Origin of the sequence: Bacterioplanoides sp. SCSIO 12839 (assembly GCF_024397975.1) — a bacterium.
Lineage (GTDB): Bacteria > Pseudomonadota > Gammaproteobacteria > Pseudomonadales > Oceanobacteraceae > Bacterioplanoides.
In genome coordinates, this window is record NZ_CP073745.1 from 937,620 (window position 1) to 957,195 (window position 19,576).

Consider the following 19,576-nt stretch of genomic DNA (forward strand, 5'->3'; position numbering starts at 1 on the left):
GATAAAACGATATGCAGTTTTATTTAACTGTGAGAAGAAAATGAAAATACTGGCTCTTATGATGGTTGCGCTTTTTGCAGTCGGCGGCTGTTCGGAATCTGATAATAAAAAAGAAAAAAATACTTCTGAATTTATTCCGGAAAAAAATTCTGAAACCACCCCAGAATTTACGCCAGAGTATCGGCCAGGAGATGACATTCCAGCGATTGCTTACCTGAAGCATAACGAAATGTATAACCCGGAAGCCGTTATTCCGGCCCAGTGTTATACCAAGACAGAGGGTGTGAATAACCCATGTTTTGTTTGTCACCAAACCTACTCCGATGAGAGTCGCCCTAACTTTATGAAAGATGGCTCCCTTCAGGGAGCTTACGAATTTTCAGATATTGGTATGACAAACAGTTGGAAAAACCTATTTAAAGATCGCAGTGAAGCCATTGCAGGTATTAGCGATAAAGAAATTAATGAATGGACTAATACAGATAACTATTCATCGTTTATTGACAAACAGAAACAATCAGAAAACTGGGGTGGTGAAATCTCAGAGATAAAGCAGCTTCCCTTTCCTGAGAAAGCATTTGCAGAAGATGGTTTTGCTAAAGATGGCAGTCATTGGGTTGCTTATAATTATAAACCACTCCCCAGCAGCTTCTGGCCAACTAATGGCTCAACTGGCGATGCCATGATTCGTTTGCCTGAAAAATTTATGACTGTGGCTGGTCAATATAATAAGTCGGTTTACCAGGCAAATTTAGCCTTGGTCGAAATGACCATCAAAAATCAGAATTCTGTAACCGTCGCATCGGTTGATGAAAAAATTATTGGTGTCGACTTAAATAGTGATGGTCAACAGGGAATCGTCACTGTAATGAATAAACAGGCACACTACCTGGGGGATGCGTCGGATACTGCCGTTGAGCACATGTTATTCCCTCAGGGCACTGAATTTTTGCATACAGTACGTTATGTCGGGGTGGATGCCCATGGTGGTATTTATAATGCCCCACGCATGAAAGAAGTGCGTTACATGCGAAAAGCCGCATTTAAATCACCGGCGGCCTTAAGAAGTTCTTATTTTATCGAAGCTAAAGAAAAGCACCTGGAACAACTGCCCAGAACCGTTTCTATTGGTGATCGTGGTATTGATAATGGTTTTGGCTGGGTGATCAATGGCTATATTGAAAATGAGCACGGCAATCTGCGTCAGCAAAACAAGCAGGAACTGGCATTTTGTAATGGCTGCCACAAAACCGTGGGCAGTACCATTGATCAGGTCTTCTCATTTGCTCGTAAAGTAGAAGGCCAGCAAGGCTGGGGTTACATCAATCTTAAAACCATCCAGGATGTTCCCAGCTTTGGTACTCATGACCCGGAATATTTAACCTATTTTAAACGTGCGGGCGGCGGCGATGAGTTTCGTCAGAACCAGGAAATGTTACAGCGTTGGTTTGACGAGAAAGGTAATGTTGACGCGGAAAAAGTATTACAAGCGCAATCAATTTATGAGCTGATTACACCTTCCGCCGAGCGAGCATTGGCCATGAACAAGGCGTATAAAACTATTGTTGATGAACAGAGTTATATTTTTGGTCGCGATGTGGTGTTGAAGCCTGCGGTCAATGTATTACAGGAAGTTGATACCACGACGGAGCCTTTGTTAGAGGAGCACCGTTACCAGTGGGATATTCGCCTGGACTGGTCTGAAGGTGCCCAGCAGCGCCTCGCAGCGGAGTAAACCATGCTTGAGAGTTTTTTCCTGGCGTGCACACTGATGGGGCTGGGTATCGGAATCGATGTTGCCATTGCAACCGGGATGCGTAGCTCGCAGTTGCGTCAACAGAAAACAGCTTTGTTATGGGTGGTTGGAGTAACCGCCACCCATACGGTCTTTCCGATGTTGGGTTATCTATTGACGTATTTCAGCATTCAGAGTTTACCAGTACTGACACCCATTATTGGTTTGGTAGCGACAGCATTAATTGCACGTTTTTTGTGGGATGAATTAATGACGGAGCCGCATCAGGACTCTGGCTCTCATCAATTAATGGTTTCTTTAGGAATTATTTTGGCAGTGAGTTGGGATGCCTTGTGGTCTGGGCCTGCTAAATCAGCGCAGGTGGTTGGCTGGTCAGAATGGCTTATCTGGTTATCCTTCCTGTTGGTTGGTTTTGTTGTGATGGGGTTTGCTGTGATGGCCTACCGATTAGGCTTGTTGGTTTGCCAGTCTCGTTTCAGTTCCGGAAAAATTATCACCGTGATGCAGTGGTTGCAGTATTCGGTAATTGCTTATTTTGGTTTGCTGGCGCTAACCCGCTACACGCTAGGGTCAGAAGCCTCAGCGTTATTGATTTTTATTATATCCGCTTTGGCGATTCTGATGTTGATGAATGTCGATAAAGTAAAACTGGCCCAAACGAGCCAGTGAAATGATCGATTAAATAACAACTTCATAACAGGGAGTGTATTCTCCCTGTATTTTCATCCGGCCGTGATGAACCATCGCCGACAATAATTTGTCCATACCTTTCAGAATTTTAGGATCTCCGTGAATTTTGTAAGGCCCGTATTTTTCTACCCGTTTAATTCCCGTTGCTTTCACATTGCCAGCAACAATGCCGGAAAAAACCTGGCGCAAGTTGGCCGCCAGCTGATGCTGGGGCAGGTCATACGACAGCTCTATCGCCGCCATGTTGTCATGGGTTGGATCGAACGGTGTCTGGAACTTTTCGGCAATGGTTAATGACCAGTTATAAAAATACGCATCTTCAATTAAACGGCGGTATTCGCGAACTTTTTCTGTGCCTTGTTTCATGGCGATTGCTACCGCAGCAGGATCATCAATAATCAGCTGGTAACGCTTTTGTGCCTCTGGCCCCAGGGTATCGCCAATAAACTGGTCGATATCATTTAAATATTCACGTGATTGTTCTGGCCCGGTAATCACCAGTGGAAAAGGAATCGTTTGATTAGCTGGGTGAGATAAAACACCCAATAAATACAGAATCTCTTCGGCTGTGCCCGGGCCACCCGGAAAAATCACAATGCCGTGTGCTAAACGCACAAAGGCTTCCAGACGTTTTTCAATATCCGGCAAAATGACCAGTTCATTCACAATCGGATTGGGGGCTTCGGTGGCAATAATACCGGGTTCGGTAATGCCGATATAACGGCCGTCACAAAGATGTTGTTTAGCATGGCCAATGGTGGCGCCTTTCATGGGGCCTTTCATCGCGCCAGGGCCACAGCCGGTGCCGATATCCAAACCTCTAAGGCCTAATTGGTAACCCACATCTTTGGTGTACTGGTACTCGTGACGGGGAATGGAGTGGCCGCCCCAGCAGATGATCAGGTTGGATACGCTCTCTGGTTTCAGTGCATCGGCATTGCGTAACAGATGAAAGATGGCATTGGTGATATCTTCGCCATTGTTCAGGTCAAAGCGATGAGCATCAATAATGGAGTCTTGTGCGTATAACACATCTCTGAGCACGGCAAATAGCTGCTCGCGTACCCCGCGAATAATCTCGTCATCAACAAAGGCACTGTCTGGCGGTGACGTCAGTTTTAACACGATGCCACGCTCTTCCTGAGTGACTTCGATATTGAAGTCGCGGAATTCATTTTCCAGGTCGAGATAATCATCATTCTGACTCCCGGCACTGAGAACGGCATAACAGCAGCGACGGACGAGCTCATGAGTTGGGCCAGAAAAGTTTTTTAATTGCTGAATTTCGTAACGAGAAAGGACGCGAAGGTGTGTTTTGGGATGAATCACTTCGATATTACGTGTCATAACAATTCCTTTTTAAGCCCACAGTTCCATTGGGCCGTAATGGCTTAATACACGCAGAATATCCGTGCGTGTGATGATACCGGTCAACAGGTTTTGTTCGTCAACAACCGGTAGAGCGCCAATGCGGTATTCCAGCAATGTTCGGGCACATTGACGGATATCTGCGTATTCTCCGATACACAAAACCGGGCGGCTGGCTAGTGTCAGAACACTGTCGTTCCAGGCAATGGAGGCTGATAATGATTGGTTTAATAAGTCACGGTCTGACAGCATGGCGCAGACAATCAGGTCTTCAGACACAACCGGAATATGATGAAATCCCGTGTTCTGCATGATTTCCCAGGCCTGACGTAGCGGTGCATCGCTATATATATACTGCACCTTGCGTTGCATGATATCGGCGACATACGCCACTGCCTGAGGCTGGTGCTGATGTTCACCCAGCGTTGCGTAAGATTCCTGTTGAGCATAGGCCTCGGTCGCGTGATTAACAGCCGAGGTGGCAGAACTGGCATGAATTGGGTTGATGCGAAACCGCTCCGGAGTCATGGGGGTTTCCACCCTGCGACCCATATCGAACACAATCAGAGACATACTCAGCTCCTGCAACCTTAATGTTGTTATCTTAGGGCTGATTGTGGTGAATAACAAAATCTAACGTCAAAAGCTGATCAAAAGGTTATTATTCTTACTGCTCATACCGGTATTCTGAGAAAACAGGTATGGTGCGTGATTACTTTTGTCAGTGCTTTTATAGCCTATTAAAACGTTCAGACTATTTGGATCCTTATGGAACGCGTATACCGTTTAACTATTTCATGCCCAGACCGTGTTGGGATTGTTGCTAAAGTTGGCCAGTTTTTTTCAGCGCATGGCGGCTGGATTGTGGAAGCGAATCATTATTCTGACCCGGTTAGCGGACGTTTTTTTATGCGTCACTGTATTCGTGCAGATTCATTGCCGTTCAACCTTGAACAGTTAAAAGCGGAATTTGCACCGATTGCCGACGAATTTGAGATGGACTGGCAGGTGAATGATTCAGGCCAGCCGAAAAAAGTAATTCTGATGGCGAGTAAAGAAAGCCATTGTCTGGTGGACTTATTACACCGCTGGCACAGCAAAGAGCTGCAGTGCGATATTCCGTGTGTCATTTCCAACCATGATGATTTACGTTCGATGGTGGAGTGGCATGGTATTCCGTTTTTCCATGTGCCAGTGGATAAAAATAACAAAGCGGAGCACTTTGCCCGGGTAAACGCCATTGTTGAAGAGCATCATGCCGATACCATTGTGTTGGCTCGTTATATGCAGATTATTCCGCCTGAGTTGTGTGAACGTTATGCCGGTCAGGTGATTAATATTCACCACAGCTTCTTACCGTCGTTTGTTGGTGCTAAGCCGTATCATCAGGCGGCTGAGCGAGGAGTGAAGCTGATTGGTGCGACCTGCCATTATGTAACTCAAGAGCTGGATGCCGGGCCTATCATTGATCAGGATGTGATGCGCATCAGCCACACGAATACCGTTGAAGATATGGTTCGCCTGGGTAAAGACGTTGAGAAAATGGTGTTGGCGCGTGGTGTGCGAAGTCATCTGGAAGATCGGGTGTTGCTGCATGGCAATAAAACCATTGTGTTCTGATTTTTCTACTGAGCACTCAACCACGACAGTATTTTCAGCCACACCTGACTTAAGGAGCATCCCTGCACCCTGAGTCAGTCACGCCGCGTCCTGCGGCTGCTCTTGAAAACACGACCGTGTTTGTTGCTTAGTCACTTATTGGTGACATAAAAAACGGGCGCTACCTGAGTAGCGCCCGTTTTTTATAAGAGCAAAGAACTCTACTTACAGCAGTTCGATTGTGATAGCAGTTGCTTCACCACCACCGATACACAGAGCAGCCAGACCTTTGGTACCGCCGGTGTTTTTCAGGGCGTTCATCAGGGTCACGATTAAACGAGAACCAGTAGAACCAACTGGGTGACCTTGAGCACAAGCACCGCCGTAGATGTTTACTTTTTCTGCGTCTAAGCCCAGCTCGTCGATTGGCATCATTGCAACCATGGCAAATGCTTCGTTGATCTCGAAGATATCAACGTCGTCTTTCGTCCAGCCAGATTTTTCCAGAACACGCTCAATAGCGCCAACCGGAGCCATGGTGAACTCAGATGGGTGTTGAGACTGAGTGCTGTGAGCAACAATGCGAGCAACCGGCTTAACACCTTTGGCTTCTGCCGCGCTTTCACTCATCAGAACCAGTGCAGAGGCACCGTCAGAGATAGAAGAAGCGTTCGCTGCGGTTACCGTACCGTCTTTAGCGAAAGCCGGGCGCAGTGTTGGGATTTTTTCGATGTTAGCGTTGAAAGGCTGCTCATCGTTATCAACAACGGTTTCGCCTTTACGGGTTTTAACCGTAACGGGAACGATTTCAGCAGTGTTCAGGCCTTCCTCGATGGCTTTCTTTGCGCGAGTCAGAGAGCGGATGGCGTATTCATCCATTTGCTCACGGGTGTAGCCTTTTTTGTCAGCCACTTCCTGAGCGAAAGCGCCCATCAGTTTGCCGGTTTCAGCGTCTTGTAAACCATCCAGGAACATATGATCCTGAGGTGCCTGGCCTGCACCCATGCGGAAGCCAGTACGCGCGCCTTCCAATACGTAAGGAGCGTTAGACATTGATTCCATACCGCCTGCAACAGCAATCTCTACAGAACCTGCTTTGATCATGTCATGTGCAAACATCGTTGCACGCATACCAGAGCCACACAATTTGTTGATGGTGGTTGCTGCTGTGGCGTCTGGTAAGCCAGCTTTACGCATTGCCTGACGGGCTGGGCCTTGTTTCATGCCTGCAGGTAATACGCAGCCCATGGTGACATCTTCAACATCTTCTTTGTTGATACCAGCGCGTTGAATGGCTTCTTCAATAGCAATAGCACCCAGATCAACAGCAGGAACACTGCTCAGGCTTCCCATAAAACCACCCATTGGTGTGCGAGCACCGCTGGCAATCACAACAGAATCTTGTTTCGACATGCGTTTTTCTCCTGATATCGGTATCAAAATTTGCCCGACATCTTAGATGAAGGTCGAATAAATTCACAGCCTGTTAGTGGCCAGACTGACAATCCTGAGGACAGGCACTTGTGAAATAAAAGATACAAACTGTAAAGGCGAAGTGTTTACTAACCACGACTCCCTCACTGTTTCAGGAATAAATCATTGCGAGGGCTGGTTCTCTGATGAAAATCAGGCACAATGCTGTTACGAACGGATACAAAAGATAGGGTGTTATTCTGCCGAATCATACTTTCGAGTGATGAGGGGGAGTAGGGGCCAGATTATAGTCATCCCATAACTTCCGGATGGATTTAGGTTCGGAAGGTTCTAATAAAAATAAACGGGTAACAATTATGGTTAAGAAAGCATTTCTCAACCGTCCAGAAAATCACTTCTTACAGGTTAACTGTGCAGTTGTGATGAATGCTTTTTTCCAAAAGTTGACTCTTTATTCTTAAGCGCCCTTTAAGTCACTGCTCTGCACTGACTGATCGTTTGGCAGCTGAATAACGAGGGAAAGTAAATGAAGAAAATAACAAAGAAAGGTTTACGCTCTATGAAGAAATTGCCTTTGGCACTGGCTGTGTCAGCTCTTTCGGTTTCAACCGCGCAAGCGGTGGAATTTAATTTCGGCGATATCACCGCACAGTGGGACAACACGGTCAGTTATGGTGTCGGCTGGCGTGTTGAAGACCGCGACGAAGGTCAGATTATGGCCGGAAACGGTGCCGCGGTTGGTGAAACAACTTCTGGCTCTTCATACAATTACGACGATGGAACCTTAAATTACGATAAGGGTGATATTTACACTAATGTGGTGAAATGGAGCTCAGATCTGGAAATCAGTTATCAAAACTACGGTGGTTTCTTCCGTGCTCGTGCTTATTATGACACGGCAATTATGGATGAAGATCCAGAGTTCAAAGCCTATAACGACGATACCAAAGAACGTGCGGGTGCTGATGTTGAATTATTAGATGCATACTTGTGGGCGGATTATTACATTGGTGATACTCCGGTCAGCTTCCGGGTTGGTCGTCAGGTGGTGAGCTGGGGTGAATCGACCTTTATTCAAGGTGGTATTAACAGCATCAACCCGGTTGACGCATCAGCATTCCGTAAGCCTGGTGCTGAAGTAAAAGAAGGCCTGTTGCCTGTCAATATGCTTTATACCTCTATTGGCCTGACAGCTGACGTTACGTTAGAAGCCTTTTATCAGCTCGAGTGGGAAAAAACCCGTATTGACCCTTGTGGCACTTTCTTCTCAACCGTTGATTTCGTCGCGGATGGTTGTGGCCCTGTTGTGCTTGGTGGCACTGAAGCAGAGCAGGTTTATATTGCTCTTCGTGAGCAAGAGATTGCTGACGGTACACCGCGGAGTCAACAGACAAGCCCAATCACTGATCGCTTGAGTGATGATGAACCAAAAGATTCTGGGCAATACGGTCTAGCGCTGCGTTGGTATTCTGAAGCACTGGGTGATACCGAGTTTGGTTTTTACCACATGAATATCCACAGTCGCTTACCTTATATTAATGGTGCGGTGACTAACTACGATACTCTGGGGCTGGTAACAGGCACACGTGGCGGTCAAGTTAACCAAGATGCAACGTATGATACTTTCAGACCGTTGTATCAAATTGCTTACCCAGAAGATTTACAAATCTCTGGTGTTTCGTTTGCCACCAGTACAGAAGGTGGAGCGTCGATTTCCGGTGAAATCAGCTACAAGCCAGACTCTCCGGTTCAATGGAATGCGTTTGAAGTTCTGTTAGCGGGTAATGGTGCGCCATGGAGTCGTTTATACCAGCAGCGTGCTGCAGAAGTTGGTGGTAATGAAGCTTCTTTATTTGGTGAAGTAGCGCAAGGCTATGATGAGTTGGATATCTGGCAAGCTCAGATGACGTTTATCAAGTTCTATGATCAGGTATTAGGTGCTGACCGTATCTCATTGGTATCTGAAATTGGCATGACCTATGTGGATGACTTACCGGATAGTGATGATGCTCGTTATGGTCGCTCAGGTGCTTACGGTATTGGTAATAACGAAGGTGTTTTCTTCTTTGAAGATGGGCTGCTGGGCAGTGTCTTCCCTGCAGATAAGGATTACTGTACTGCAGATGAAATTGTTAGTGACACACCTAATACAACCAAAAATGCCAATACCTCCTACTGTAATGACGAAGGTTATGTAAACGAGCTGTCTGGTGGTATTCGTGTTCGTGCGACCATGGACTTTAACAATGCCTTTGCAGGTATCAACGTATCGCCTCGTGTATCGCTTGCTTATGACCAGGGCAATGGCCCAGAGCCAGGCTCACAATTTATCGATGATCGTCTGACAACAGCTCTGTCGGTATCGTTTGTGTATCAGAACCGCACTTCGGTTGATATTGGTTACACCAACTTCAGTGGTGGTGACTACAACGTCCTGAAAGATCGCGACAACGTTACCTTATCTGCTAAATATTCATTCTAAATAAGAAAAACAGGAATTTGAGGTTTAACAACCATGTTAAAACAACAGTATAAAACCTTAGGCAGCGCAATTGCGCTGTCCCTGATGGTTACTGCAGCTAACGCAGCTGTTACTCCGGAAAAAGCGGCGGAATTGGGTAAATCTCTGACACCTATGGGTGCTGAGATGGCTGGTAATGGTGGAGACATTCCTGCATGGACAGGTGGTATCACCGAATTTCCGGCTGGTTTCACCCAGGGGGATGATCGCCTGGTTGATCCGTTCCCGAATGATAAGCCTAAGTTTGAAATAACCGCGGCGAATTACAAAGAATATGCTGACAAGTTGACCGATGGTCAGAAGGCGATGTTTGAAAAGTATCCGGAAACCTATCGTATGCCGGTGTACGAAACGCGTCGTTCATCGGGCTACCCGGATAAAATCTACGAAGTAAATAAAAAGAATGCGGTTGAGACCAGTTTGATTGCCGGTGGTAATGGCATGGAAAACTACGTGGAAGGTGTGGCTTTCCCAATTCCTTCTACCGGCCTGGAAGTCATCTGGAACCACATCGTGCGTTACCGTGGTGGCTCGGTGACTCGTATCGCGGGTCAGGCGACACCACAGGCAAATGGTGATTATCAGCTGGTTCGTTTTAAGGATGAGTTTACTTTCCGCAATAAACTGAAAGACTTTGATCCATCAAAAGACAGCAACGTTTTGTTCTACTTCAAACAGGATGTTGTTTCTCCGGCACGTCTGGCAGGTAACGTACTGTTGGTTCACGAAACACTGGACCAAGTAAAAGAACCACGTAAAGCCTGGGTTTACAATGCCGGTCAGCGTCGTGTTCGTCGTGCTCCTCAGGTCGCTTACGATGGCCCGGGTACAGCATCTGATGGCATGCGTACTTCCGATAACTTCGATATGTACAATGGTGCACCGGATCGTTACGACTGGAAACTGATAGGCAAGCAAGAATTGTATATCCCATACAATGCTTACAAGCTGAACAGTGAAAACGTTAAATATGATGAGATCATTCAGGCTGGTCATATTAATCAGGACCTGACTCGTTATGAATTACACCGTGTGTGGAAAGTTGAAGCGACCCTGAAAGATGGCAAGCGTCACATCTATGGCAAGCGTGTATTCTATATTGATGAAGATACCTGGCAGGCATCAGCTATTGATCACTTCGATGGTCGTGGTGAGCTGTGGCGTGTGGCAGAAGCACATAACCTGATGTTCTACGATGCGAAAGTACCTTGGTACGCTGTTGAAACTCTGTATGATCTAAACTCTGGTCGTTATTTAGTTATGGGTCTGGATAACGAAGAAGACAGCTCTTATAAATTTGGTTTCGAGCGTAATTCGAAAGACTATACCCCAGCTGCATTACGTCGCTCAGGTCGTCGTTAACAGACTGGTTGATGAAACAAAAAAACGGATGCCTCGGCATCCGTTTTTTTATGGGGGCTAGGGTACCTCTGAATTATTCGGAGGTGCCCTAGTTTTTCTTAGGCTATTCAGAAGTGGATAACGCCACCTAACTGATACACGGTTGTTGCATCTTTGTTGATGTATTCCGCGCGCATAGAAAAGTGTGGTGTTAACTGAAAAGCGCCGCCAGCTCCAAGGAATAATCCATCATCATCACCAAAGTCCAGACCTAAACGTGCCAGAACAGACAAACGAGGGTCAATTTCTGGCAGAGTTTTCTGCAACAAGCCCGATACCCACAGACCATTAATATCTTCGTTATCAAAAAAGTCATCCGTTTGGCTGTAGCCGACTTCCAGATAAGTATTGATCTGATCCATATCGTTATCGAATTCATAACCCGCGAACAAGCCAACGCCATTGGCATCCAGATCACGGCCACCAAAAGGTGAGTCGATTACATTATGGGTCAAATTGGCACCAACATAGAGTTTGCTGATATCCAAAGATGGTTGTTCTGCGTGTAGGCAAGTCGTGGTCAGTAACAAGCTGACGCATAATATTTTTTTCATTGTAATCTCCTCAACAATTAAAGTTTGGCAGTTGTAACGCAGGTTCTCTGAGTGCCGCGAGTTGTTCTCGTAACGATAAGGTATGTTGCGACCAGAACTGATGGCTGGTTAGCCACGGGAATGCTTCAGGGAACGCCGGGTCATTCCAGCGCAGGCATAACCAGGCTGCGTATCGAGCTATTCGTAGCGTTCGTAAGGATTCAACAAGTGGTAGCTCGTACGCCGGGAAGGGCCTGAACAGTTCATAGCCTTCGCTGATCACTGCAAGCTGTTGCTGTTGTTCATGACGCTCACCACTTAACAACATCCAGATATCCTGCATGGCCGGGCCAGTTAAGCAGTCATCAAAGTCGACCAGGTGTAAACAGTCATTGCGCAATAATAAATTGCCGCTGTGCAGGTCGCCATGCAATCGGATATGGGTTATTTCCGATGGGATATATGCGTGCTGAATTTCAGCGCACAAATCTTTAATTAAGGATGTATAAGCGGGAATATAGTCACTCGGCATGATGTCACTGGACAAGACCTGCTGGGCAGCCAGCTCAAGGTCAGCAACGCCTGAAATCCGGGGGCGATGTGTAAAGCTGTGCTGCTCTCCAATTAAATGCAGGCGGCCGAGCCAGCGACCCAATAACTCCAGATCGTCATCATTACTGATTTCGGGAGCATGCCCGCCTTGTCTGGGGAATACTGAAAAATAAAAGCCGTCAAACTCAAACAGAGTTTTTCCGTTCCTTTGTAACGGTGCAATAACCGGCAGCTCTTGTTGTTGAAGCTCCAACAAGAAGTCATGTTCTTCCTGAATGCAGGCTTTGCTCCAGCGCCCTGGGCGATAAAACTTCACAATGAGCGGATCGTCTTCCTCGATACCGACCTGATAGACCCGATTTTCATAACTGTTTAATGCAAAGGTTCGGGCATCACACAAAAAGCCAAGGGATTCGACGGCATCCATAACGGCTTCAGGCGTCAGCCGACTATAAGGGTGATCAGACATAATGGTTAACTACTGAAAATAAGGACGCTAGTATGCCGGAAACAGTATTGATTTGTTGAGTTTTGGGGTTCGGGCAAATGTCCATGCGCCAACTAAACCTGCTCCCTGTCGTTTCAGCAAAGATGCAGCGACTTCTAAAGTCGCGCCTGTGGTCATCACATCATCAATAATCAAAATATGTTGCCCGCTCAGGTTTGCATGGGTGCTGCTCAGACTTTTGCGCAAATTAGTTCGTCTCTGTTGCCGATTGAGCTGCCTTTGATCTTTACCACCGGTTTTTATTAGCAAGTCGGCTTTTAACGGAATCTGGAAGTGATGACTGATTGCTCGGGCAAGCAGCTCGGCAGGGTTAAAGCCGCGATACAGTAAGCGTGCGGTGTGAGATGGAATAAACGTCAAACAATCCACATTCTCAAGCGATGTTGGTGAGTTGGCAATCATAAGTGCCGCGATTTTTTCTGCCCAGATAAACTGTCGTTTATCTTTCATTTTAAGAATCCAATGACTGACGGGGGGCTGATAACGATACTGACAAATCGTATAGTCAAATGCCGGCGGGTTAGTCTGGCATTGGCCACAGCGTTGGTGTGCGATGGAACTGTTGAACAACTCTTCGGAGCACTGAGAGCATGGGGAATGCAGGATTGGTAATTGTTCCTGGCACAATTGGCAGATAAATAACGATTGATTTGTTGGTTGCAGACAAAGTTCACAAATCTGGTATGAATTTAACAGCTGTTTAAAAAATGCACTAATGTTCCCTGTTATTGTTTTCAAAGTTGACCGCGTCCCGAGGTTAATTAGTATGAATCGATAACTATTATTTACGGTGATTGGGATTTGGGTATGGGTCAGTTGGCTGAAAAACAGAATGGATTACGTCATGACTGGACGGTGGCAGAAGTTGAAGCGCTGTTGAACTTGCCAATGAATGACTTATTGTTCCAGGCTCATAGCATCCATCGTCAACACTTCGACCCGAACCAGGTACAGGTCAGCACTTTACTCTCTATTAAAACCGGTGCTTGTCCGGAAGATTGTGCTTATTGCCCGCAAAGTGCTCGTTACGACACCAAGCTTGAAAAAGAAAAGCTGATGGAAGTCGAAGCGGTAATCGAAAAAGCCAAAGCGGCAAAAGCCGCAGGCTCTGATCGATTTTGTATGGGGGCAGCCTGGCGCTCACCTCGTGAAAAAGATATGCCTTATGTTCTGGCGATGGTTAAAGGTGTGAAAGATCTGGGAATGGAAACCTGTATGACATTAGGCATGCTGGATGAAGACAAATCCCAGCGTTTAGCCGATGCCGGCTTAGATTATTACAACCATAATCTGGATACCTCGCCTGAGTTCTACGGCGATATCATTACTACCCGTACCTATTCTGACCGTTTGGAGACGTTGCAAAACGTCCGTGATGCCGGCATGAAAGTATGCTCTGGAGGCATTTTGGGCATGGGTGAGCAACAGAAAGACCGTGCCGGGTTATTGGTTCAGTTAGCCAACTTACCGCAACATCCGGACTCTGTACCCATCAACCAGCTGGTGAAAGTGGCAGGTACACCACTGGAAGCCGAAGGTGATCTTGATCCTCTGGATTTTGTTCGCTCCATTGCTGTTGCCAGAATTATGATGCCAAAGTCTCATGTGCGTTTAAGTGCTGGCCGTGAAGAAATGACGGAAGAAATGCAGTCCATGTGTTTCTTTGCGGGCGCCAACTCTATCTTCTATGGCGAGTGCCTGCTGACGACACCGAACCCGGCGGCGAACAAAGATCAGGATCTGTTCCGCAAATTAGGTATTAATTCTGATCACAAGGTGACAAAGCAGCCTAAGGAGCTGGACGAGATTCTTAAGCCAGCAGCGAAATCCGATCCCAATGCCATGTTTTATGATGCAGCCGCGAGTTGACCGGCCAATTACGCAAAACTTTAGCGATATAATTTTTCAATCTAACAGAAGCCAGCGATAAGCTGGCTTCTGTGTTTTTTGCTGTTTAAAATATAAACAGTGATTTTTAAAGTCACCCGAAATGGGTGTCGATAGTGGTGTTAAACAGGAGCTTGTTATGAATATAGGTTCAACGGCCGGTTCAGCGTTTACAACGGCTTCGGCTGGCATTAGTCAAGGCACCGATCAAGTACGTCGTGCGGCTCAGGATGTTGTGGATGCAACAACAGAGCGCCCGGTCGAAGGTGCGGACAAATTGGCTGAAGCGGCAACAGATCTGAAACAAGGTGAACGTTCTGTCGAAGCAAATGCCAAAGTCCTGCAGGCAGCGGACAGAACACTGGGTTCCATCATTGACGTGCAGGCTTGATAGAGCACGGTCTCAGACGAGAGCACTATGCAAATAGCGACCAATAATAATCAGACTTCAGCATCAGCGGTATCGGTCAATATCACCGCCGGTTCTGCTGTGTCTGGTGTTGATGGCGCTGAAAATAACGACTCGGTTGCTTTTGCTCCGGTTGAAGAGGTGTCCATCAGTGATGCCGGACGCCGTGCCAGTGAGCGTGACTCAGCTGCTCCTCAAGCAACTCAAACAGATGATTCATCTCCTGAAGATACAGACAGCTCAAGAAGTGATATTCGCCAAGAGCGCGAATCACGTCAGGAAAGAGCAGAACAAAAGCAACAGGAAGCTGATCTTGCTCAGATTCGCCAGTTAAAAAGCCGTGATGCCGAAGTCAAAGCACACGAAGCCGCTCATGCTGCTGTAGGTGGTCAATTGGCCGGAACCCCTAGTTACACCTACCAGCGTGGCCCGGATGGTGTGCGTTATGCGGTGGCGGGAGAAGTGCCCATTGATGTGGGTGTGATTCCCGGAGATCCTCAGGCGACGCTGGAAAAAATGCAACAGGTTCAGCGTGCTGCTTTGGCTCCGGCAGAACCTTCTTCTCAAGATCGACAGGTAGCGGCTCTGGCAGCACAACAGGCCGCTGAGGCGCGGGCTGAAATCAGTAGTCAGCAACGTGAATTACGCGCTGACTCCGCTGAGCAAACATCGCAAGAGCAGAAGCAGGCTGAGGAGGAAAAAGAAAAACAAGAAGCAACAGCTTCTGATTCAGAAGATAAGGTGCCTGTGTCAGAAGTCTTCTCTGAACAAAATGCCCGAATGCGCCGCATTAATGAATTTTTACTGGATATCTCTGTTCCGGATTCCCCCAAAGCTGGCGACCTTATCAACGCAGTTGCCTGATACTGCTGGTCTTCAGCGCCTTTACTCTCCAATAAATCTGTCCTGAATGTCACTTCTGGCATTAATGATCTTTTCCTTTGTTCTTTCTTTTGCCGTACTTCGAAGAAAAAAGTCTGTGATTGCTATGCTGCTCAGGCTTGACATTGAGGATAGGCGAACGTATGTTTCAAACACTTGTTTGAAAAAAGATAGTTTTGAAACTATCGCATTAATAACCAGCAGCATGAAGCTGCAAGATTAGATTTAGGCAAAGAGGTCAGTCGCTATGCCAGAGTATAAAGCTCCCCTGCGTGAAATTAAGTTCGTTATGGACGAAGTGTTGGATGTGCCAGGTCATTACGCCAGCCTGCCAGCTTATGCTGAAAACGCTACTCCAGAGATGGTTGATGCCATTCTTACTGAAGGTGCTAAATTCTGTGAAAATGTAATTGCTCCTCTGAACCGTGTTGGTGACGAAGAAGGCTGTACTCGTCACGAAGATGGCTCTGTAACGACTCCTACTGGCTTTAAAGAAGCTTACCAGCAGTTTGTTGAAGGCGGTTGGCCAACACTGTCTCACGACGAAGAAGTGGGTGGTCAAGGCCTGCCAGAGTCTCTGAGCAACGTTATCTCTGAGATGGTTGGTACTGCTAACTGGTCTTGGGGCATGTACCCGGGTCTGTCTCACGGTGCAATGAACACCATCTCTTCTTGGGGTACTCAAGAGCAGAAAGATACTTATCTTACGAAATTAGTAAGTGGTGAGTGGACTGGTACCATGTGTCTGACCGAACCTCACTGTGGTTCTGACCTGGGTATTCTGAAAACCAAAGCTGAGCCAAATGCTGACGGTTCTTACTCTATCTCTGGTACTAAAATCTTTATCTCTGCCGGTGAACACGACATGGCTGAGAACATTGTGCACATCGTTCTGGCTCGTCTGCCAGGTGCACCAGAAGGTACCAAAGGTATTTCTCTGTTCATCGTTCCTAAGTTCAACGTTTCTGCGGATGGCGCGGTAGCGGATCGCAACGACGTTGTGTGTGGTTCTATCGAGCACAAAATGGGTATCCACGGTAACTCTACTTGTGTGATGAACTTCGATGGCGCTAAAGGTTTCCTGATTGGCCCTGAGAACAAAGGTCTGAACTGCATGTTCACCTTTATGAACACCGCTCGTATCGGTACTGCTCTGCAGGGTGTTACTGCGGCTGAAGGTTCTTTCCAGGGTGCTCTGGCATACGCCAAAGACCGTCTGGCGATGCGTTCTCTGACTGGTCCTAAGGCACCAGAGAAAGCAGCTGACCCAATCATCGTTCACCCAGACGTTCGTAAAATGCTGCTGACTCAGAAAGCATTTGCTGAAGGTGGTCGTGCACTGGTTTACCTGACTGCACTGCAAAATGACATCGTTCATAAAGGCAACTCTGAAGAAGAGAAAAAAGCTGCCGATGAACTGTTGGGCTTCCTGACGCCAATCGCTAAAGCATTCCTGACTGAAACTGGTTACGAAGCCACTAACCTGGGTGTTCAGGTATTTGGTGGTCACGGTTTCATCGCTGAGTGGGGTATGGAGCAGCTGGTACGTGACGCTAAGATCTCTACCATCTATGAAGGTACTACCGGTATCCAGGCACTTGACCTGCTAGGCCGTAAAGTACTGATGACTCAGGGTCAAAGCCTGAAGAACTTCACTAAGATTGTTCACACTTTCTGCAAAGAAAATGCAGAAAACGAAGCCATGGCGCAGTTCGTTGAGCCACTGGTTAAGCTGAACAAAGAGTGGGGCGATCTGACCATGAAGATTGGCATGAACGCTATGAAAGATCGTGACGAAGTTGGTTCTGCTTCTGTAGATTACCTGATGTACTCTGGCTACGTAACGCTGGCGTTCCTGTGGGCTAAGATGGCTAAAGCGGCACAAGACGCTCTGGCGGCTGGCACTACAGAAGAAGATTTCTACAAAGCCAAGCTGACAACCGCTCGTTTCTACTTCACCCGCATCCTGCCTCGTACTGCTTCTCATGCAGCGACCATGGTTGCAGGTTCTGACACTCTGATGGATCTGGATGCAGAACACTTTGCATTCTAATCTGCTCAGATTATGACGAAAAACCGCGCAACACATTGATGTGTCTGCGCGGTTTTTTGCATTTGGGTATAGGCAATTTGATTTCAGCCGTTACAATAGCGGCGTTTTGTTGATTGGCGTCGCTGGAGCCAATGACAAACGAACAATCTACACGAGGTGAATCATGGCAGAATATAAGGCACCATTGCGCGACATGCGCTTTGTCCTGAACGAGGTTTTTGAAGCTGACAAACTGTGGAGTTCGTTGGCTGGTCTGGAAGGTGTGGTGGATGTAGAAACCGCTGAAGCGATCCTGGAAGAGTGTGGCAAAATTGCCAGCCAGGTTCTGGCACCTATCAACCGTGAAGGTGATGAGCAAGGCTCTACCTGGAAAGACGGCGAAGTAACCGCTGCTCCAGGGTTCAAAGAAGCTTATCAGACATATATTGAAGCAGGTTTGAACGGCCTGGGTGGTAACCCTGAGTTTGGTGGCATGGGTATGCCAAAAACTCTGGTAGGCCAGATGGAAGAAATGGTTCAGGGCTCAAACATGGCATTTGGCCTGGCGCCAATGCTGACGGCAGGTGCCTGTTTATCTCTGAATGCTCATGGTTCTCAGGAGCTGAAAGAAAAGTATCTGCCAAACATGTACTCCGGTGTATGGGCTGGTGCGATGGATCTGACCGAACCACACGCGGGTACTGACCTGGGTATTATCCGTACCAAAGCAGCTCCTAACGCTGACGGTTCATTTGATGTAACTGGCACCAAGATCTTTATTACTTGGGGCGAGCACGACATGGCTGAGAACATCATCCACCTGGTACTGGCAAAACTGCCGGATGCACCAGCAGGCCCTAAAGGTATTTCTCTGTTCTTAGTACCTAAGTTCCTGGTGAACGAAGACGGTTCTCTGGGTGAGCGTAACACCATGGGCTGTGGTTCTATCGAACACAAAATGGGTATTAAAGGTTCTGCTACTTGTGTAATGAACTTTGACGGTGCAAAAGGCTGGCTGGTTGGTGCAGAAAACCAGGGTCTGGCAGCAATGTTCACTATGATGAACTACGAGCGTCTGGGTGTTGGTATCCAGGGTATCGGTGCGGCAGAAGCGTCTTACCAGAACGCTGTTGAATACGCTCGTGACCGTATTCAGTCTCGTGCGCCAACGGGTGCTCAGGCGAAAGATAAAGCAGCTGACCCAATCATCGTACACCCTGATGTACGTCGCATGCTGCTGACTTCCCGTGCTTTCACAGAAGGTGGCCGTGCATTCTCCACTTACGTGGCTAAGTGGTTAGATATTGCTAAGTTCTCTGATGATGCTGATCAGAAAAAACACGCAGATGCGATGCTGGCACTGTTAACTCCAGTTGCTAAAGCGTTCCTGACAGACAATGCACTGGAATCAGCGATTGCTGGTCAGCAAGTCTTCGGTGGTCATGGCTTTATTCGTGAATGGGGTCAGGAGCAGCACGTTCGTGATATCCGTATTACCCAGATTTACGAAGGTACTAACGGCATTCAGGCACTGGATCTGATGGGTCGTAAAGTCGTTGGTAACAACGGTGCATTCTACAAACTGTTTGAACAGGATGTGAATGACTTTGTTGCAACACAAGCGGGTAACGAAGCGATGGCTGAGTTTATCGAGCCTCTGAAAGCCGCTCTGGAAAATCTGAACGACCTGACTCAATGGGTTATCGATCGTGCTCAGAACAATCCAAACGAGATTGGTGCAGCATCCGTTGAATACCTGATGGTATTTGGTTATACCGCTCTGGCTTACATGTGGGCAAAAATGGCGTCTGTTGCATTGGATAAGCAAGACGACAAGTTCTACAAAGCGAAAGTATCGACGGCACGCTTCTACGTTAAGCGTCTGCTGCCACGTTACATTGGTCTGACTGCTGCTGTAAAAGGCGGTTCTGAGCCATTGTTCGAGCTGGAAGAAGAGATGTTCGAAACGGCTTAATTGCGTTTCTGAATCTCAGACACAAAAAA

Annotated in this window: 16 protein-coding genes; 10 read left to right on the forward strand and 6 right to left on the reverse strand. The window is 47.2% G+C overall.

What is annotated here, in order from left to right; all coding sequences use genetic code 11:
* Positions 1–40: 40 nt before the first annotated feature.
* Together KFF03_RS04365 and KFF03_RS04370 are read left to right on the forward strand one after the other, a co-directional pair.
* Positions 41–1,735 (forward strand): hypothetical protein, encoded by a 1,695-nt coding sequence (locus KFF03_RS04365; protein ID WP_255859133.1) that lies wholly within the window; start codon positions 41–43, stop codon positions 1,733–1,735.
* Positions 1,736–1,738: 3 nt separating this feature from the next.
* Complete coding sequence (locus tag KFF03_RS04370) at positions 1,739–2,425, forward strand: hypothetical protein (protein ID WP_255859134.1); 687 nt, start codon at positions 1,739–1,741, stop codon at positions 2,423–2,425.
* 9 nt (positions 2,426–2,434) lie between these two features.
* Here the strand turns inward: KFF03_RS04370 and ppnN are convergent, their stop codons facing one another.
* Both ppnN and KFF03_RS04380 read right to left on the reverse strand, forming a co-directional pair.
* Positions 2,435–3,793 (reverse strand): nucleotide 5'-monophosphate nucleosidase PpnN, encoded by a 1,359-nt coding sequence (ppnN, locus tag KFF03_RS04375; protein WP_255859136.1) that lies wholly within the window; start codon positions 3,791–3,793, stop codon positions 2,435–2,437.
* A 12-nt stretch (positions 3,794–3,805) separates the two neighbouring features.
* On the reverse strand, positions 3,806–4,387 hold the full coding sequence (locus KFF03_RS04380; RefSeq protein WP_255859137.1) for an HPP family protein: 582 nt from the start codon (positions 4,385–4,387) through the stop codon (positions 3,806–3,808).
* Between the two features lie 195 nt (positions 4,388–4,582).
* Here KFF03_RS04380 and purU point away from each other — a divergent pair, with 195 nt between their 5' ends.
* Complete coding sequence (gene purU, locus KFF03_RS04385) at positions 4,583–5,434, forward strand: formyltetrahydrofolate deformylase (RefSeq protein WP_255859138.1); 852 nt, start codon at positions 4,583–4,585, stop codon at positions 5,432–5,434.
* A gap of 204 nt (positions 5,435–5,638) precedes the next feature.
* Here purU and KFF03_RS04390 read toward each other — a convergent pair whose 3' ends face one another.
* The gene (locus KFF03_RS04390) at positions 5,639–6,826 is read right to left on the reverse strand and encodes a thiolase family protein (RefSeq protein WP_255859140.1); all 1,188 of its coding nucleotides are present in this window, start codon (positions 6,824–6,826) and stop codon (positions 5,639–5,641) included.
* Between the two features lie 547 nt (positions 6,827–7,373).
* Here KFF03_RS04390 and KFF03_RS04395 point away from each other — a divergent pair.
* Both KFF03_RS04395 and KFF03_RS04400 read left to right on the forward strand, forming a co-directional pair.
* Positions 7,374–9,329: a DUF1302 domain-containing protein gene (locus KFF03_RS04395; RefSeq protein WP_255859142.1), complete on the forward strand. Its 1,956-nt coding sequence runs from the start codon at positions 7,374–7,376 to the stop codon at positions 9,327–9,329.
* A gap of 33 nt (positions 9,330–9,362) precedes the next feature.
* Positions 9,363–10,730: a DUF1329 domain-containing protein gene (locus KFF03_RS04400; RefSeq protein ID WP_255859143.1), complete on the forward strand. Its 1,368-nt coding sequence runs from the start codon at positions 9,363–9,365 to the stop codon at positions 10,728–10,730.
* A 107-nt stretch (positions 10,731–10,837) separates the two neighbouring features.
* Here KFF03_RS04400 and KFF03_RS04405 read toward each other — a convergent pair whose 3' ends face one another.
* From KFF03_RS04405 to KFF03_RS04415, 3 genes are read right to left on the reverse strand one after another with little or no spacing between them, the layout of a single operon-like run.
* The gene (locus KFF03_RS04405) at positions 10,838–11,323 is read right to left on the reverse strand and encodes an outer membrane beta-barrel protein (RefSeq protein ID WP_255859144.1); all 486 of its coding nucleotides are present in this window, start codon (positions 11,321–11,323) and stop codon (positions 10,838–10,840) included.
* A gap of 10 nt (positions 11,324–11,333) precedes the next feature.
* On the reverse strand, positions 11,334–12,323 hold the full coding sequence (locus KFF03_RS04410; protein WP_255859146.1) for a serine/threonine protein kinase: 990 nt from the start codon (positions 12,321–12,323) through the stop codon (positions 11,334–11,336).
* Positions 12,324–12,350: 27 nt separating this feature from the next.
* Positions 12,351–12,812 carry a ComF family protein gene (locus KFF03_RS04415; RefSeq protein ID WP_255859148.1) on the reverse strand — a complete coding sequence of 154 codons (462 nt, stop codon included), beginning with the start codon at positions 12,810–12,812 and terminating at the stop codon, positions 12,351–12,353.
* A 357-nt stretch (positions 12,813–13,169) separates the two neighbouring features.
* Between KFF03_RS04415 and bioB the strand changes: the two genes are divergently transcribed.
* From bioB to KFF03_RS04440, 5 genes are all read left to right on the forward strand, one after another.
* Positions 13,170–14,231, forward strand: a complete 1,062-nt coding sequence (gene bioB, locus KFF03_RS04420) for a biotin synthase BioB (RefSeq protein WP_255859150.1) — start codon at positions 13,170–13,172, stop codon at positions 14,229–14,231.
* 157 nt (positions 14,232–14,388) lie between these two features.
* A complete protein-coding gene (locus KFF03_RS04425; RefSeq protein ID WP_255859152.1) occupies positions 14,389–14,640 on the forward strand; it encodes a hypothetical protein in 252 nt (83 codons plus the stop codon).
* A gap of 27 nt (positions 14,641–14,667) precedes the next feature.
* Positions 14,668–15,522 (forward strand): putative metalloprotease CJM1_0395 family protein, encoded by an 855-nt coding sequence (locus tag KFF03_RS04430; protein ID WP_255859154.1) that lies wholly within the window; start codon positions 14,668–14,670, stop codon positions 15,520–15,522.
* A gap of 265 nt (positions 15,523–15,787) precedes the next feature.
* Entirely contained in the window at positions 15,788–17,593 is a 1,806-nt protein-coding gene (locus tag KFF03_RS04435; RefSeq protein WP_255859155.1) for an acyl-CoA dehydrogenase C-terminal domain-containing protein, read from the forward strand.
* Between the two features lie 163 nt (positions 17,594–17,756).
* Positions 17,757–19,547 carry an acyl-CoA dehydrogenase C-terminal domain-containing protein gene (locus KFF03_RS04440; protein WP_255859157.1) on the forward strand — a complete coding sequence of 597 codons (1,791 nt, stop codon included), beginning with the start codon at positions 17,757–17,759 and terminating at the stop codon, positions 19,545–19,547.
* Positions 19,548–19,576 lie beyond the last annotated feature (29 nt).